Origin of the sequence: Vibrio sp. 10N.222.46.A1 (assembly GCF_041473595.1) — a bacterium.
GTDB lineage: Bacteria > Pseudomonadota > Gammaproteobacteria > Enterobacterales > Vibrionaceae > Vibrio > Vibrio tasmaniensis_A.
The window spans coordinates 1-13,821 of the sequence record NZ_JBFRSN010000116.1; the positions used below are offsets into that span (position 1 = coordinate 1).

A 13,821-nucleotide genomic window follows, 5' to 3' on the forward strand; every position below is an offset into this window, starting at 1 on the left:
CAGTAGTGCTTACTTGCTTAGCAAGAGCAACATTTTTTGCATCAGAACTCGACGCTTTTGGTTTTGAAGCGACAGGCTTACTTGCAGGAGCATCGAGCTTAGCAAGGTGCGTATTCATGATGTTAACGGCTTGCTGTGTAGAACTTGCACGTGCTTGCTCTAAAGAAGGCACTCGTAAATTACTGGCAGGCAGCAAGCTGTGGATATTCTGGTTTTCAAACGCTTGTGGATTTAGACGATAAATAGCCAACAAGGTTTGCTGAACTGAAACGGAATTATCAGGGCGTAACTTTGAGGCAATTGACCACAATGTTTCCGACCCCAAAGTTGGGCCGTAAAAACGAGAAGGCCCAGCACGATTCAATTGTGCTCTTTGAAGAGGTTCGGAAAACGTAGGCGCTGATTGTATCTGGCCATTAGGCCCTACAACTCGAATGGAATCTGCACGAACAACGGAAATCTGAGTCGCCATGAGAATGGCAAAAGGCATTAACCACGGCTTGAAAAATTGAAACATAAAAGGCTCAGCTAGGTGCTTAAATTCGAATAAATTGATGAACTGTTAAATATATCGGATAAACGACGTAAAGCTATAGAGATGAAAACAAAAAATGTGTTGCAGCGACAATATTCGCAGCAATTTCACACAATTTGACTAACAATATTTTCAATCGATTAAAAAAGCCCCACTAAAAGAGTGAGGCTTGTTTATCAAAGCAGTGAAGCTTAGAAGTAATCGCGAATCAGAACTTCAGCGATTTGAACTGCGTTTGTTGCTGCGCCTTTACGAACGTTATCAGCGACAACCCACATGTTCACACCGCTGTGATGGCTGATGTCGTTACGAATACGACCAACCATTACGTGGTCTTTACCACCAGCATCACGAACCTGAGTTGGGAAATCTAGAGCTTGGAAAACTTCTACGCCTTCCGTGTTCTCTAGAAGCTGAACCACTTGCTCTGCACCGATTGGCGCGCGAGTTTCAATGTGTAGAGACTCTGCGTGACCGTAGAATACTGGTACGCGAACACAAGTCGGGTTAACCGTGATTGATGAATCAGCAAAGATCTTTTGAGTTTCCCAAACCATCTTCATTTCTTCACGTGTGTAGCCGTTCTCTGTAAATTCATCAATTTGAGGAATACAGTTGAACGCGATCTGCTGTGAGAACGCTGACTTGTCAGCTGGCATACCGTTAAGAAGCTTAGCCGTTTGACCTGCTAGCTCATCGATACCCGGCTTACCTGCACCAGACACAGATTGGTAAGTTGAAACGTTAATACGCTCAAGACCCACTTCATCGTGAATCGGTTTAAGTGCTACTACCATCTGAATAGTAGAACAGTTCGGGTTCGCAATGATGTTGCGGTTACGGAACTCAGCAATCGCTTCAGGGTTCACTTCAGGCACAACTAGAGGAACATCGTATTCGTAACGGAAACGTGAGGTGTTATCGATAACAACCACACCTTCGTCAGCGGCGATTGGAGCCCAACGTTCTGAAAGCTCGCTACCTGCAGAGAAAAACGCAATATGTACTTGAGACCAATCGAAGTCTTCTACGTTTTGTACTTGTATTGTTTTGCCGTTAAAACGGGAAGTTTTGCCTTCACTACGTTCACTTGCTAGTAAGTGCATTTCACCGACAGGGAATTTACGCTCTTTAAGTACTTCAAGAATGGTTTCACCAACCGCACCAGTCGCACCTAAAATAGCAATATTAAATTCTTGGCTCATTGTTTCTCTCTTTTATAAAGTTGGCTTTACCATAAAACCGAGTTTAGATAACGGCGTTAAATTACAAGATTCGTCGCCCGTTAACTCGACTGCACTGTACTCTCTGCGGTCCCAATATTCTTTACGCATCTTGTCAAAAGAACCCGGCGTAGAGATATTGCGACGGAATAAGGCGTCGTCTTTGCGCACATCATAGATCAACTGAGTCAAATTGTGCAGTGTTGCTTCATCCCAAGCTCTATCTAATTTCATTTGAGGCACTGGCGCTGTCGGCAGAAGGTCGCTTGCATAAGCACGCTGTTCAGTACCTAAAAACTCACAATAACTGTTGAAGATCATGGTGGTACCACGCGCTTTACCCTCTAAACCGTAGCCCGCTACGTGAGGTGTTGCAAAAGCGAGCAACGGAAGAAGTTCAAAGTCGACTTCAGGTTCAAACTCAAATACATCAAGAACGGCAGTGAAACCATCGGCTTTTTGCAAGCGAGCTTTTAACGCTTGGTTATCAACAACTGGGCCACGAGCCGCATTAATCAGAATTTGATCAGCACGTAAATTGTTCAGTACTTGCTCATTGATCAAATGATGCGTTGGGAACTCACCTGTCTTAGTGATTGGCGTATGCAGAGTGATGACGTCTGACTGCTCAAGCAGAGTATCTAGCTCAGTAAATTCGCGAGTATCACCCTCTTGCTGTTTTAGAGGATCGTTCAGCAGAACTTTAATACCAATACCTTCAAGGCACTTTGCTAAATAGCTACCCACTTGGCCACAGCCGATAATACCGACCGTTTTTTCGAATACAGAGAAACCTTGCTGCTGAGCCAACACCATCATCGCGCTGAACGCGTACTCAGCCACACCCACCTTGTTACAGCCTGGGGCTGCAGTAAAGAAAATGCCACGTTCTTTCATCAATTCTTGGTCGACATGATCCATACCTGCCGTCGCTGTGCCGACAAACTTCAGCTTGTTGGCTTTGCTGATCAATGACTCGTTCACCTTGGTGACAGAGCGAATCATCAAAGCGTCTACGTCAACTAGGTCGTCAGCCGTTAATGTGCGACCAGACTTCATTGTCACTTCCCCTAGCTGGCTAAAAAGCGCTTCAGCATAAGGCATATTTTCGTCGATTAAGATTTTCATTTGGCGAGTACTTTTGTTGGGGTCTATCGACCTAAATGTGAATTGAAATGATTGTGCAAAATTCCACACACGGTGTCGAGTAGCAATTGGAATACATTATAAATAAAGGGCTGAATCGCCTAGTCTGCACAAACAAGAACAGAAATAAGAACCAAGACCTAAAATCAAAAAGCAAAAGTCAGAAGACTAAAACGAAAAATGCCCGATTGAATAAACAATCGGGCAAACATCCAGAACAAAAGGATCCTATCTCGCTCTCCAGGAGACAGAGTCTTGCGTCTGTTCAACCAGTACTAACCAAAGCCAGTACTGATCAAGCTCTGGAAACCTTTCAACTTCTAAATCTTGATTTAAAAAGCTATTTTCTAAAGCGAAGCTTACAAAGCTAGGGTTAAAAAACACGCTTAAAACCATATTTATAAAAGCTATGTTCTGATGGTCATGATTACTGGGTGACCTGTGCGTGTTGAATCAGCACTCACGTCACCCATTAACGATTAACCTTTTATTAATTTAACCTTAGCTTCAATTAGCCTTGGTATTTTTTGATTACTAGCGTTGCGTTCGTACCGCCGAAACCAAAGCTGTTAGACATAACCGTTGTTAGCTCTTGTTCACGAGCTTCGGTTACGATGTCTAGGCCTTCGCCCGCTTCGTCTAGGTTTGCAACGTTAATGCTTGGTGCGATGAAGCCGTTATCAAGCATTAGCGTTGAGTAAATTGCTTCGTGTACACCAGCCGCACCTAGAGCGTGACCTGTCATCGCTTTAGTTGCTGAGATTGCAGGGCTGTTGCCGCCAAAGACTTCTTGGATTGCGCCAAGTTCTTTAACGTCACCTACAGGAGTTGAAGTACCGTGAGTGTTCACGTAGTCAACGCCATCAACGTTTTGCATTGCCATCTTCATACAACGAACCGCGCCTTCACCAGAAGGAGCAACCATGTCGTAGCCATCTGAAGTTGCGCCGTAACCCACGATCTCACCGTAAATTTTTGCGCCACGAGCAACAGCGTGCTCAAGTTCTTCGATAACTAGCATACCGCCGCCACCAGAGATAACGAAACCGTCACGGTCAGCATCATAAGTACGAGAAGCCAATTCTGGAGTGTCGTTGTACTTAGTAGAAAGTGCGCCCATTGCGTCGAACATCATAGTCAGAGACCAATCTAGTTCTTCACCGCCACCAGCGAATACTACGTCTTGCTTACCAAGTTGGATAAGCTCCATTGCGTGACCGATACAGTGTGCAGATGTTGCACATGCAGAACTCATAGAGTAGTTCACACCGCGGATTTTGAAAGGTGTTGCTAGACAAGCAGAAACCGTAGAAGCCATTGTACGTGGAACCATGTATGGGCCAACGCGCTTCACGCCTTTTTCACGGATGATGTCTACTGCGTTTACTTGGTTTAGAGATGAAGCACCACCTGAACCCGCTACGATACCCGTGCGGTCATTAGATACTTGATCTTCAGTTAAACCAGAGTCAGCAATTGCTTGCTCCATTGAAAGATAAGCGAATGCCGCTGCATCACCCATAAAGCGCATTTTTTTGCGATCGATATGGTCAGCAGGGTTCATTTTTAGGTTACCCCAAACTTGAGAGCGCAAGCCATTTTCCTTGAACTGCTCTGAAGCGGTAATACCTGATTTACCCTCTTTCAGTGATGCTAAAACTTCTTCGACGTTGTTACCGATACTTGAAACAATACCCATACCGGTGATTACGACTCGTTTCATGTGACATTCCTATAATTCTAAATTCAGCTAGATGATAACTAAGAAGCCTAACAAAAGTGGTCAGCTTTCCTAGAAATTCGTACAATCCCTACCAACATATCGCTTCAAATCACAAAATGATAGATTTTATGACTTCAATTACTAATGCAGAGCTGGAATGGAATGAGTCTGGCACGCCAGTTTCAGACCAATTTGACGACGTTTACTTCTCTAATGTTAACGGTTTAGAAGAAACTCGCTACGTCTTTTTAAAACAAAACCACCTTCCAGAGCGTTGGGTTGAACATCAACAACGCCGTTTTGTGATTGCTGAAACCGGTTTTGGTACAGGTTTAAACTTTCTCGCAGTCTGGCAATGGTTCGATGCTTTTCTTAAAGATAACCCACAAGCTACGACCAAAGAGTTACATTTCATCAGTTTTGAAAAATATCCTTTAAATAAAGATGATCTAATCAAAGCGCACCAATCGTGGCCAGAATTAGCGGAGTATGCGACACAACTCCAAGAACACTACCCGATTGCCCTGCCCGAATGTCACCGCATTGTGTTAGGCGATGGTGCTATCACGCTTGATTTGTGGTTTGGTGATATTAAGGATTGTATGCCAAACGTGCCGACCCCTCGCAAAGGTTTAGTCGATGCGTGGTTCTTAGATGGCTTTGCTCCAAGCAAAAACCCTGAAATGTGGAATCAAAACCTATTCAACGGCATGGCCAAACTGGCAAAGCAAGATTGCAGCTGCGCCACCTTCACCGCAGCAGGCTTCGTTCGCCGTGGGCTGATTGAAGCCGGCTTTGAAATGAAAAAGGTTAAAGGCTTTGGTACTAAGCGAGAAATGATTGCAGGCCGACTTGGCGAAAAGCGCGCTCACACCAACATCAAACCTTGGTATGGCCTAGCTCAACACAGTAATTCACAAGATATAGCCATTATCGGTGGTGGTGTCGCCAGTGCTGCATTAGCCAAAACGCTAAGCCGACGTGGTAAAAACATCACCCTTTATTGTGAACACCCACAAGCTGCGGGCAATGCCTCAGGTAACAACCAAGGCGCCATTTATCCGCTACTCAGCGAAGCGACATCTAATGTTTCAAGAATATTTGGTCCGGGCTTATTGTTTGCCCGCCAATTTATTAATCAAGCAGCACAATCAGTAAACTTCGATCACAATTGGTGTGGCGTGAACATTTTGATGTGGGATGAAGGCTCCACTAAAAAGCTCAATCGCATGTTAGAAGGCAATTTCCACACAGATCTGATTCAGCGTTTAACGCCAGAGCAAGCCAACGAAAAGATTGGCTTACCAGTCGATAAAGAGAGTGTCTACTTTCCACTGGGAGGTTGGTTAAGCCCTCTCCAACTGACTCAAGGTTTGATTGGCAGGTTAGAAGAGACCAACCAAGTGAGCGCGCACTATCAACATCAAGTGACTCAACTTGAGTGGCTCGAAGTTGAACAACAATGGCAACTCACCATTGAGACACCACAAGGTGAGATTCAAACCAAGCACGACCAAGTAGTTGTCGCGAACGGACACAAGTTCACTCAGTTTGAGCAGACTCAGCCTGTACCTCTAACTCCAGTTAAAGGCCAAGTGAGCCATATTCCGACCACGGAAAGTCTCAGCCAGCTAAAAACCGTGTTGTGCTTTGATGGCTATCTTACGCCGCAGAATCCAAACAATGCTCATCACTGTATTGGTGCCAACTATGACAAAACCAATATAGACCAAGAATTTGATATTGAGGTTCAGCAGCACAATGGCGATCGCCTACATGGGTCGCTGCCAGACCAAAAGTGGACAAAAGATGTCGACACCAGTGGCAACCTAGCGCGCCAAGGCATCCGCAGCGTAAGCCGTGACCACCTTCCGTTTGTCGGAAACGTTGGCGATTTTGAATCAATCAAAGAACAGTACCAAGACCTGCACAACTTCAACCCGCAACGTCACTCTGTTGATGATGTTCAAACGGTAGCAAGCTTCCCTAACCTATACTGCTTTATCGGGCTAGGCTCACGTGGCTTGAGCTCTGCGCCATTATTAGCTGAAGTGTTAGCATCGCAAATTTGTGGCGAACCGCTTCCCTTACCTGTCGATGTGCTTGAAGCGATTCACCCAAGCAGAATGTGGGTGCGCAGACTGCGTAAAGGTAAGGCATTAACGGCTGGATGGGTTGCAGACAAGCACTCTAAATCAAATTCATAGTTTCTAGTTCAGCTATTCTGAAGTTTCTGAAGTTTCTGAATATCAGAAATATCTAAGGCTAAAAGCTAGAAAGCCCGAGCGACATTATGTCACTCGGGCTTTTTGTTGTTCGTGTTGATCTAAACTGATGTTCTAAATTGAACGATGTTTACAGCTTAGCAACCGCATCTTTGATCTGCTGAGCAATCTCTTCGTTGCTGATAGCGCCAGACTCAAAATCAAAGTTATCGTAGAAGCTAGGCACTGAAAGCGATGCTTTAACGTTACCACCAAAGTACGGAGCCGAACCAGTTGCTGCGCCAAGTACTGTTTGTGCGCCACCAGGGCCTGGTGATGTCGCTAAGTAAACCGCAGGTTTCTCGCCAAATACTGAACGCTCAATGCGTGTCGCCCAGTCAAATAGGTTTTTGTACGCCGCTGGGTAGTGGCCGTTGTGCTCAGCGAAAGAGATAACAAATGCGTCAGCTTCTGCTAGGTCACGTAAGAATGCTTGAGCACCTTCCGCTTGGCCAATCTCTTTTTCAGTGTCTTCACTGAACATAGGAACGTTGTAATCGTTGATGTTTAGAACTTTGACTTCAGCACCTTCAATCAAGTTAGCTGCGTAAGTTGCTAGAGTTTTGTTGATAGAGGTAGAGCTGGTGCTTGCGCCAAATGCGATAACTTTCATGATGTGACCTTTTCTGTGATTCCGTTAAGTGGGATTAGAATAACGTAGTCAGAAAATGGAACCATCACAAGGATTGAACGGACTCATTCAAAAAATTCGAATGAGTCTCAAATTATTGGTTCGCTCAAAAATGAGGAGGGAGAATTGTGAGCGAATAGCGCTAGACGAATAATGCTAAACGACTAAAATTAAGCTTGGTTTTGCAGCTCAACCCAAAGGTCATTAACGATCGTACGATCGGCTGGCGTCAATTCAGAACGTGCGTCTTCTAGGCTCTTCTCAATACGCAACTTAACTTCTGCTACGTCTTCAATGCCGTCTTCTTCACATGAAGCTACTGAAAGAGAAATATGACCACGTAAGTAACCACCAGCAAACAGTTCATCATCTGATGCGTTTTCAATGCGAGCATCAATTAATTCAAGTAGTTTTTCTTCAAATTCGATAATCATAATATTCTCTTATTTCACAATAAATTGGCTAGTACATAAAGGTTCTACATCGTAGAAGCTGCGTAATGCTTCAGAGAGCATTTTCACGCGAGGCGGCAGACCAGCTTCAAAGATACCCATGACTTCGCTGTGTACTTTATTCATAAAGGCCAAACGATCTGGCTCAAAATCGCCGTGTAGATTGTCACAGCTAACATTAAAAGGAAAGCCTGCGCTGGTCGCAATGATCCATTCATACGCTTGTGGGCGAATTTCCACTTTTTCAAACTCAGCTTGAACCGACTCAGTTCGGCCATCAGGCTCATACCAGTAACCAAAATCTTCCAATAAGCGACGCTCAGGACCAGCCACACACCAGTGCGCTATCTCGTGAAGTGCTGAAGCATAAAAGCCACGAGCAAAAACGATACGGTGATGAGGAATCTCCTCATCGGCTGGCAGGTATATAGGCTCGTCCGCTCCCAGTTCTAGCTTAGTATTGAAGCTCTCGAAAAAGGTTTGATTGAAAATGTCGATGATGTCTGGGTATTCGTGTGTCATAAGATCAAATTTAAGTAAAAAGAACTGGGGCATTTTGCGTTTTTTTAAGCGCTCGGTAAAGCCCTATCACTGGCAATGACATTAGGTTGATCATAATACTTTACGATGACAATCGATTGCTGCTCCCAGATTACACCACTTTGAGGTGAATGATTAGTTTAGCTAATCTGAAATGCCTATTCACGGTACAAATATTCATTCGTCAATCAGTGTTTTTACTACTACACTCGCGCTTCATTTTTATATCCCTATGGCCTATAAGACTCCAATTTATAGACCTAAATTATAGAGTTACAGCAATGCTACTAAGTGTTTTGTATATCATTGGCATCACGGCAGAAGCCATGACCGGTGCTCTCAGTGCTGGCAAACAAAAAATGGATTGGTTTGGTGTAATGCTGGTTGCGAGTGCAACGGCAATTGGCGGAGGTACAGTAAGAGATATTTTACTCGGCCATTACCCTTTAGGCTGGGTTGAAAACCCCCAGTACCTGGCGATCACTTGTATTGCTGGTGTTATCACAACGGGATTAGCCAAATGGGTAATCAAGCTAAAAGGCTTGTTCATTCGTTTGGATGCGCTGGGGCTTATCGTATTTAGTATCATTGGTACTAAAGTAGCGATGACCATGGGTCTGCACCCAATGATTTGTATGGTGTCTGCATTAGTGACTGGCGTGTTTGGTGGCCTACTGCGCGATCTTATCTGTCGTCAAACGCCACTAGTCTTGCATGAAGAGTTGTATGCATCTGTCGCCCTTGTCGCTTCAGGCTTGTACTTAGGTCTTCTTGAACTAGGCATAAACGATGTGACCGCGACGATCGTGACATTGGTTGTAGGCTATTTACTGCGCATGGCAGCAGTGAGATTCAAATGGCGCTTGCCTTCGTTCCAGCTTGATCCGGAAAGCTCTGTGCATTAGATAATATATTCTCAATGACGCAGAATATAAAAAGGGTTGCTTCATTACGAAGCAACCCTTTTTGGTTTCTCTCAAATCAGTTTCAAATCTGTTCTGAATAAAACGAAGCAGAACTAGATTTTTGGCGTTTCTGTTGTCACACCAAAGTTTTGACCACGGTGACGCAGTAAGTGGTCAAGCAACACGATAGCCAGCATCGCTTCAGCAATAGGCACTGCACGGATACCAACACATGGATCGTGACGGCCTTTAGTGATTAACTGCGTTGCTTCACCGTCTTTAGTGATCGTGTCACCAGGAACGGTAATGCTTGATGTTGGTTTAAGCGCAATGCTTGCCACAATATCTTGGCCAGTAGAAATACCACCTAAGATACCGCCAGCATGGTTGCTGCTGAAACCTTCCGGAGTTAATGGATCACGGTGTTCACTACCGCGTTGATTAACGACATCGAAGCCATCACCAATCTCAACACCTTTCACCGCATTGATGCTCATTAGAGCGTGCGCGATGTCTGCATCTAGACGATCAAAGATTGGCTCACCAAGGCCTACAGGCACTTTAGTCGCAACTACTTGAATCTTCGCACCGATCGAGTTGCCTTCTTTTAGCAAATCACGAATCAGTTGATCAAATTCAGGTACTTTGTCGGCATCAGGACAGAAGAAAGCGTTGTTTTCGATCTCGTTCCAATCCACTTTATCAATTGAGATATCACCCATTTGAGAAAGATAAGCTTGGATTTCAACACCAAATTCTTGCTTAAGGTATTTCTTCGCAATCGCACCTGCCGCAACACGCATTGCAGTTTCACGAGCAGAAGAGCGACCGCCACCTCGGTAATCACGCACACCGTATTTTTGATGGTAGGTATAATCAGCATGGCCAGGGCGGAACTTGTCTTTAATTTCGGAATAGTCTTTAGAGCGTTGGTCTGTATTTTCAATCAATAGACCAATAGAAGTACCCGTAGTCTGGCCTTCAAATACACCGGATAAAATCTTTACTTCATCCGCTTCACGGCGAGCCGTTGTATAACGAGAAGTACCTGGGCGACGACGATCCAAATCTCTTTGAAGGTCTGCTTCGGTAATTTCTAATCCTGGTGGGCACCCATCTACGATACATCCTAGTGCGATACCGTGACTTTCTCCGAACGTAGTCACGCGGAAATGTTGTCCGATACTGTTTCCTGCCATTACTTCCTCTAAATCAGCCATTGAGCAGAAGGTTTGATTCCTAAACCTACGGGCTAACAGCTTTACTTGTCTATTCTTCGTGAATTCATATTGGCTTTATTACCAAATGATGTAAACCCCAAAAAACCAACAATTTTAACTTTCTATTACATGAGCCGAATGAAATGAATAACGAGGGGAAATGAGTGGTGCTTTAAAGTGGTGATTTTGAATAGTTTCATGGCCAGTTAACAAAGGTTAATGAACTCGGTTTGAATACTCTCTATGTTGTAGCCCAAAATAATAAGGAGAAAAGTGATGATCGAGTGGAGAGTTAAAAAATTTTCGGAGCTGTCTGTTCAAGAGCTCTATGATTTCTTACAGCAAAGAGTCGATATTTTTATCGTCGATATGAACACACCCTATAGTGATCTAGACGGCAAAGATAGCCATCCAGAAACCTATCACGTCATGGGTTATGAGAACGGGCAACTAGTAGCTTACAGTCGAATTATGGCTCAGAAGCTTGGATACCCAGTAGATGTTCTCCCTCTGCTTGATTCTGATGCGGATGATGTTTGTATCGGGCGAGTGATCGTAGCAAAGGGTTATCGCGGTAAACAGATTGGTAACCAGCTGATGCAAGTAAGCTTTGATACGACCCGCGAGGTGTATCCTGACTGTTCAATTTTTATTTCGGCACAAGCACACCTCAAAAACTACTATGGTAAATTCGGCTTCAACGTTGTCACCGACGGTTATTTGGAAGATGGGTGCAGTATGTTAGGTCTTAGATATACCCCACAGCTAGTGGCCGTTTAGCAAAAGACAAAAGACAGAGGCATCGAAATACAAAACATGGTTTTGATAGATTAAGTCGTTCTGAAATGCAAAAAACCCGACAACTCAGAGAGTTATCGGGTTTCTTTAAATAGTGGTACGCCCTGAAGGATTCGAACCTTCGACCACCTCCTTAGAAGGGAGGTGCTCTATCCAGCTGAGCTAAGGGCGCGCTACAGGGAAGGATTATACGAATTCGAATCAGTAAAGCAACGGCTTTATGTAACATTCGGATCCAAGTGAGTAAAAAAAGTGCAATAGGATTATAAGTGTTGGAAAATAGAACAAAGCAAACGTTTGCTTGATGGTAATCAAAAAGATTTTCTGGAATAATGCGCCAAAAACATCAGCCACTAACTTGAATATCAATACTAAGGAAATTCATGACTGCTCAAAATATTGATGGAAAGCTAATTTCTCAAACGGTTCGCTCTGAAGTTGCGGCTCGTGTAAAAGCTCGCACTCAAGCTGGATTACGCGCTCCGGGCCTAGCGGTTGTTTTAGTGGGTGAAGACCCTGCTTCTCAGGTTTACGTAGGAAGTAAACGTAAAGCATGTGAAGAAGTTGGCTTCGTATCTAAATCTTACGACTTGCCAGCCACTGCGACAGAAGACGAATTATTAACACTGGTAGACCAACTGAACGAAGACCCGGAGATTGACGGTATTCTTGTTCAACTTCCTCTACCAGCTGGTATTGATAGCACTCAAGTTCTTGAGCGCATCACGCCGGAAAAAGACGTTGATGGCTTCCACCCATACAACGTAGGTCGTTTGGCTCAGCGTATGCCTAAGCTTCGCTCTTGTACGCCTAAAGGCATCATTACGCTGCTTGACCGTTATAACATCGACTTACGTGGCAAACACGCGGTTGTGGTTGGCGCATCAAACATCGTAGGTCGCCCAATGACGTTAGAGCTTCTTCTAGCCGGTTGTACGACGACAACATGTCACCGCTTCACCAAAGACCTTGAGGGTCATGTACGTCAAGCAGATGTTGTTGTGGTAGCCGTTGGTAAGCCTAACTTCATTCCTGGTGCTTGGATTAAGAAAGGGGCTGTTGTGGTCGATGTAGGCATCAACCGTTTGGAATCTGGCAAACTCGTTGGCGACGTTGAATACGATGTCGCGAAAGAGAGCGCAAGCTTCATCACACCAGTTCCGGGTGGTGTTGGTCCAATGACTGTAGCAAGCCTAATTGAGAACACAATGATTGCTTGTGAGCAGTTTCACTCGAAATAGTCCGCAATGACAGCTTCGATAGTAATACCGTTGGCATGAATTGCCTCGCCCTAGAGTAAAACAAGCTAGAGCAAAATTAGAAAGCCGCAGCGTGAAAACGTTGCGGCTTTTTTGATACTTAGCTATTCGTTTTTGAATCAGGGCAACTCGCTTTTGATGCAGTGCTCGTTGCTACTTATCTGATATCTCGACTTTTTCCGTCTGTTCAGAAGGCGGCGATAAACTAATGATCGCACACTCCGTTGATACCAGTTTTTCCAAATCAGAACCTTGTGTCACTAAACGGAAATCACCGCCAGTAATCACACCGAGTGGAATCGCTTTAGGATACAGGGCGTTAAACTCATTAAGGTCAAACGCTTCGGTCAAACCTGTACTCTTTACTTGGCAGCCTTGAGCCATCAAGGAGTTAAGCTTGGAATAGGTAATTCCTTCCGAAAACAGACTTCTGTTGCCATCTCGACTCACTGAATGCCTTTCGTGTTTAGTTTCTGTCGATTCAAGCTCAAACACCTTGTTTTCACCAAACTCATCTTGATAATGCATACTGACTAATGGGTTGGTTTGACGATAAGGCGAGACGATCATGGCGCGCCCTATCCCATCCAATTCCAGATTATTTTCCGCGTGATTTGAGGCTGGGTTACCAAAATAAACATTCAGATTATCCATACGCGCTAAGCGAATGCTCTCCCAGTTGGTATCGGCAAGTACACTGTTGATGTTGTGTGTCGCCAGCACTTTGGCAAACTGGCGTGAAAAATGAGTCGCACCAAAGAAGATAACCCCTTGTGCCTTCTCTTGAGTCACACCCAACCTTCTCGCCCACCAACTCGCGGTTAGGCTCTGAATCACAACCGTGCCTATGATGACCAAGAACACCATGGGAACCAGTAAATCAGCCCCTTCAATCAATTGCTTCTCTTGAAGTTTGATAGCAAACAGAGAAGAAACTGCGGCAGCAACGATCCCGCGAGGCGCCATCCAGCTCAAAAACCATTTATCTGCTGAGGTAAGATCCGTGCCGATCCCGCTGATCCACACACTCAGAGGACGAGCCACCAGCATGACGACCGCTAATAAGCCAATTCCGCCCCAACCTATCGAGAGGAAAGTCCCAGAATCGAGTCGACTCGCCAGTAA

The 13,821-nt window shown here is 44.7% G+C and carries 14 protein-coding genes and 1 tRNA gene; 5 read left to right on the plus strand and 10 right to left on the minus strand.

Going from position 1 to position 13,821, the window contains the following annotated elements; genetic code table 11:
- The 3 genes from AB4496_RS04220 to AB4496_RS04230 all read right to left on the minus strand — a co-directional run.
- A partial coding sequence (locus tag AB4496_RS04220; protein WP_372130623.1) for a FimV/HubP family polar landmark protein occupies positions 1-517 on the minus strand: 517 nt, incomplete at its 3' end.
- A 209-nt stretch (positions 518-726) separates the two neighbouring features.
- Positions 727-1,740, minus strand: a complete 1,014-nt coding sequence (locus AB4496_RS04225) for an aspartate-semialdehyde dehydrogenase (protein ID WP_102249272.1) — start codon at positions 1,738-1,740, stop codon at positions 727-729.
- A gap of 12 nt (positions 1,741-1,752) precedes the next feature.
- Positions 1,753-2,886, minus strand: a complete 1,134-nt coding sequence (locus AB4496_RS04230; protein ID WP_102257949.1) for a 4-phosphoerythronate dehydrogenase — start codon at positions 2,884-2,886, stop codon at positions 1,753-1,755.
- Between the two features lie 86 nt (positions 2,887-2,972).
- Here AB4496_RS04230 and AB4496_RS04235 point away from each other — a divergent pair, with 86 nt between their 5' ends.
- Complete coding sequence (locus AB4496_RS04235; protein ID WP_009848734.1) at positions 2,973-3,275, plus strand: hypothetical protein; 303 nt, start codon at positions 2,973-2,975, stop codon at positions 3,273-3,275.
- 140 nt (positions 3,276-3,415) lie between these two features.
- On the opposite strand, the gene fabB is transcribed toward AB4496_RS04235, so the two are convergent.
- The gene (gene fabB, locus AB4496_RS04240) at positions 3,416-4,627 is read right to left on the minus strand and encodes a beta-ketoacyl-ACP synthase I (protein WP_009848735.1); all 1,212 of its coding nucleotides are present in this window, start codon (positions 4,625-4,627) and stop codon (positions 3,416-3,418) included.
- Positions 4,628-4,755: 128 nt separating this feature from the next.
- On the opposite strand from fabB, the gene mnmC reads away from it, so the two are divergent.
- Positions 4,756-6,834, plus strand: coding sequence for a bifunctional tRNA (5-methylaminomethyl-2-thiouridine)(34)-methyltransferase MnmD/FAD-dependent 5-carboxymethylaminomethyl-2-thiouridine(34) oxidoreductase MnmC (gene mnmC / locus AB4496_RS04245; RefSeq protein ID WP_009848736.1), 2,079 nt, complete (start codon positions 4,756-4,758; stop codon positions 6,832-6,834).
- 148 nt (positions 6,835-6,982) lie between these two features.
- On the opposite strand, the gene AB4496_RS04250 is transcribed toward mnmC, so the two are convergent.
- The 3 genes from AB4496_RS04250 to AB4496_RS04260 all read right to left on the minus strand — a co-directional run bounded on the left by AB4496_RS04250 (position 6,983) and on the right by AB4496_RS04260 (position 8,496).
- Complete coding sequence (locus AB4496_RS04250; protein WP_009848737.1) at positions 6,983-7,504, minus strand: NADPH-dependent FMN reductase; 522 nt, start codon at positions 7,502-7,504, stop codon at positions 6,983-6,985.
- A gap of 188 nt (positions 7,505-7,692) precedes the next feature.
- The gene (locus AB4496_RS04255) at positions 7,693-7,956 is read right to left on the minus strand and encodes a YfcL family protein (protein ID WP_009848738.1); all 264 of its coding nucleotides are present in this window, start codon (positions 7,954-7,956) and stop codon (positions 7,693-7,695) included.
- A gap of 9 nt (positions 7,957-7,965) precedes the next feature.
- Positions 7,966-8,496 carry an elongation factor P hydroxylase gene (locus tag AB4496_RS04260; RefSeq protein ID WP_032555337.1) on the minus strand — a complete coding sequence of 177 codons (531 nt, stop codon included), beginning with the start codon at positions 8,494-8,496 and terminating at the stop codon, positions 7,966-7,968.
- A 299-nt stretch (positions 8,497-8,795) separates the two neighbouring features.
- Here AB4496_RS04260 and AB4496_RS04265 point away from each other — a divergent pair, with 299 nt between their 5' ends.
- A complete protein-coding gene (locus AB4496_RS04265) occupies positions 8,796-9,419 on the plus strand; it encodes a trimeric intracellular cation channel family protein (RefSeq protein WP_004734183.1) in 624 nt (207 codons plus the stop codon).
- Between the two features lie 113 nt (positions 9,420-9,532).
- Here the strand turns inward: AB4496_RS04265 and aroC are convergent, their stop codons facing one another.
- A complete protein-coding gene (gene aroC, locus AB4496_RS04270; protein WP_004734182.1) occupies positions 9,533-10,618 on the minus strand; it encodes a chorismate synthase in 1,086 nt (361 codons plus the stop codon).
- A 297-nt stretch (positions 10,619-10,915) separates the two neighbouring features.
- Between aroC and AB4496_RS04275 the strand changes: the two genes are divergently transcribed.
- On the plus strand, positions 10,916-11,419 hold the full coding sequence (locus tag AB4496_RS04275; protein WP_009848740.1) for a GNAT family N-acetyltransferase: 504 nt from the start codon (positions 10,916-10,918) through the stop codon (positions 11,417-11,419).
- Between the two features lie 113 nt (positions 11,420-11,532).
- Here the strand turns inward: AB4496_RS04275 and AB4496_RS04280 are convergent.
- Positions 11,533-11,609 (minus strand) — tRNA-Arg (locus AB4496_RS04280).
- 211 nt (positions 11,610-11,820) lie between these two features.
- Between AB4496_RS04280 and folD the strand changes: the two genes are divergently transcribed.
- Positions 11,821-12,678: a bifunctional methylenetetrahydrofolate dehydrogenase/methenyltetrahydrofolate cyclohydrolase FolD gene (folD, locus tag AB4496_RS04285; RefSeq protein WP_012603477.1), complete on the plus strand. Its 858-nt coding sequence runs from the start codon at positions 11,821-11,823 to the stop codon at positions 12,676-12,678.
- A 171-nt stretch (positions 12,679-12,849) separates the two neighbouring features.
- Here the strand turns inward: folD and AB4496_RS04290 are convergent.
- The coding region (locus AB4496_RS04290; RefSeq protein WP_372130626.1) for a cation:proton antiporter at positions 12,850-13,821 on the minus strand (972 nt) is incomplete at its 5' end.

What these genes read in the sequence shown, in the direction of transcription:
- AB4496_RS04225 (WP_102249272.1), bottom strand. Translation starts at nt 1,740, where the DNA reads ATGAGCCAAGAATTTAATATTGCTATTTTAGGTGCGACTGGTGCGGTT.
- AB4496_RS04230 (WP_102257949.1), bottom strand. Translation starts at nt 2,886, where the DNA reads ATGAAAATCTTAATCGACGAAAATATGCCTTATGCTGAAGCGCTTTTT.
- fabB (WP_009848735.1), bottom strand. Translation starts at nt 4,627, where the DNA reads ATGAAACGAGTCGTAATCACCGGTATGGGTATTGTTTCAAGTATCGGT.
- mnmC (WP_009848736.1), top strand. Translation starts at nt 4,756, where the DNA reads ATGACTTCAATTACTAATGCAGAGCTGGAATGGAATGAGTCTGGCACG.
- AB4496_RS04250 (WP_009848737.1), bottom strand. Translation starts at nt 7,504, where the DNA reads ATGAAAGTTATCGCATTTGGCGCAAGCACCAGCTCTACCTCTATCAAC.
- AB4496_RS04255 (WP_009848738.1), bottom strand. Translation starts at nt 7,956, where the DNA reads ATGATTATCGAATTTGAAGAAAAACTACTTGAATTAATTGATGCTCGC.
- AB4496_RS04260 (WP_032555337.1), bottom strand. Translation starts at nt 8,496, where the DNA reads ATGACACACGAATACCCAGACATCATCGACATTTTCAATCAAACCTTT.
- AB4496_RS04265 (WP_004734183.1), top strand. Translation starts at nt 8,796, where the DNA reads ATGCTACTAAGTGTTTTGTATATCATTGGCATCACGGCAGAAGCCATG.
- aroC (WP_004734182.1), bottom strand. Translation starts at nt 10,618, where the DNA reads ATGGCAGGAAACAGTATCGGACAACATTTCCGCGTGACTACGTTCGGA.
- AB4496_RS04275 (WP_009848740.1), top strand. Translation starts at nt 10,916, where the DNA reads ATGATCGAGTGGAGAGTTAAAAAATTTTCGGAGCTGTCTGTTCAAGAG.
- folD (WP_012603477.1), top strand. Translation starts at nt 11,821, where the DNA reads ATGACTGCTCAAAATATTGATGGAAAGCTAATTTCTCAAACGGTTCGC.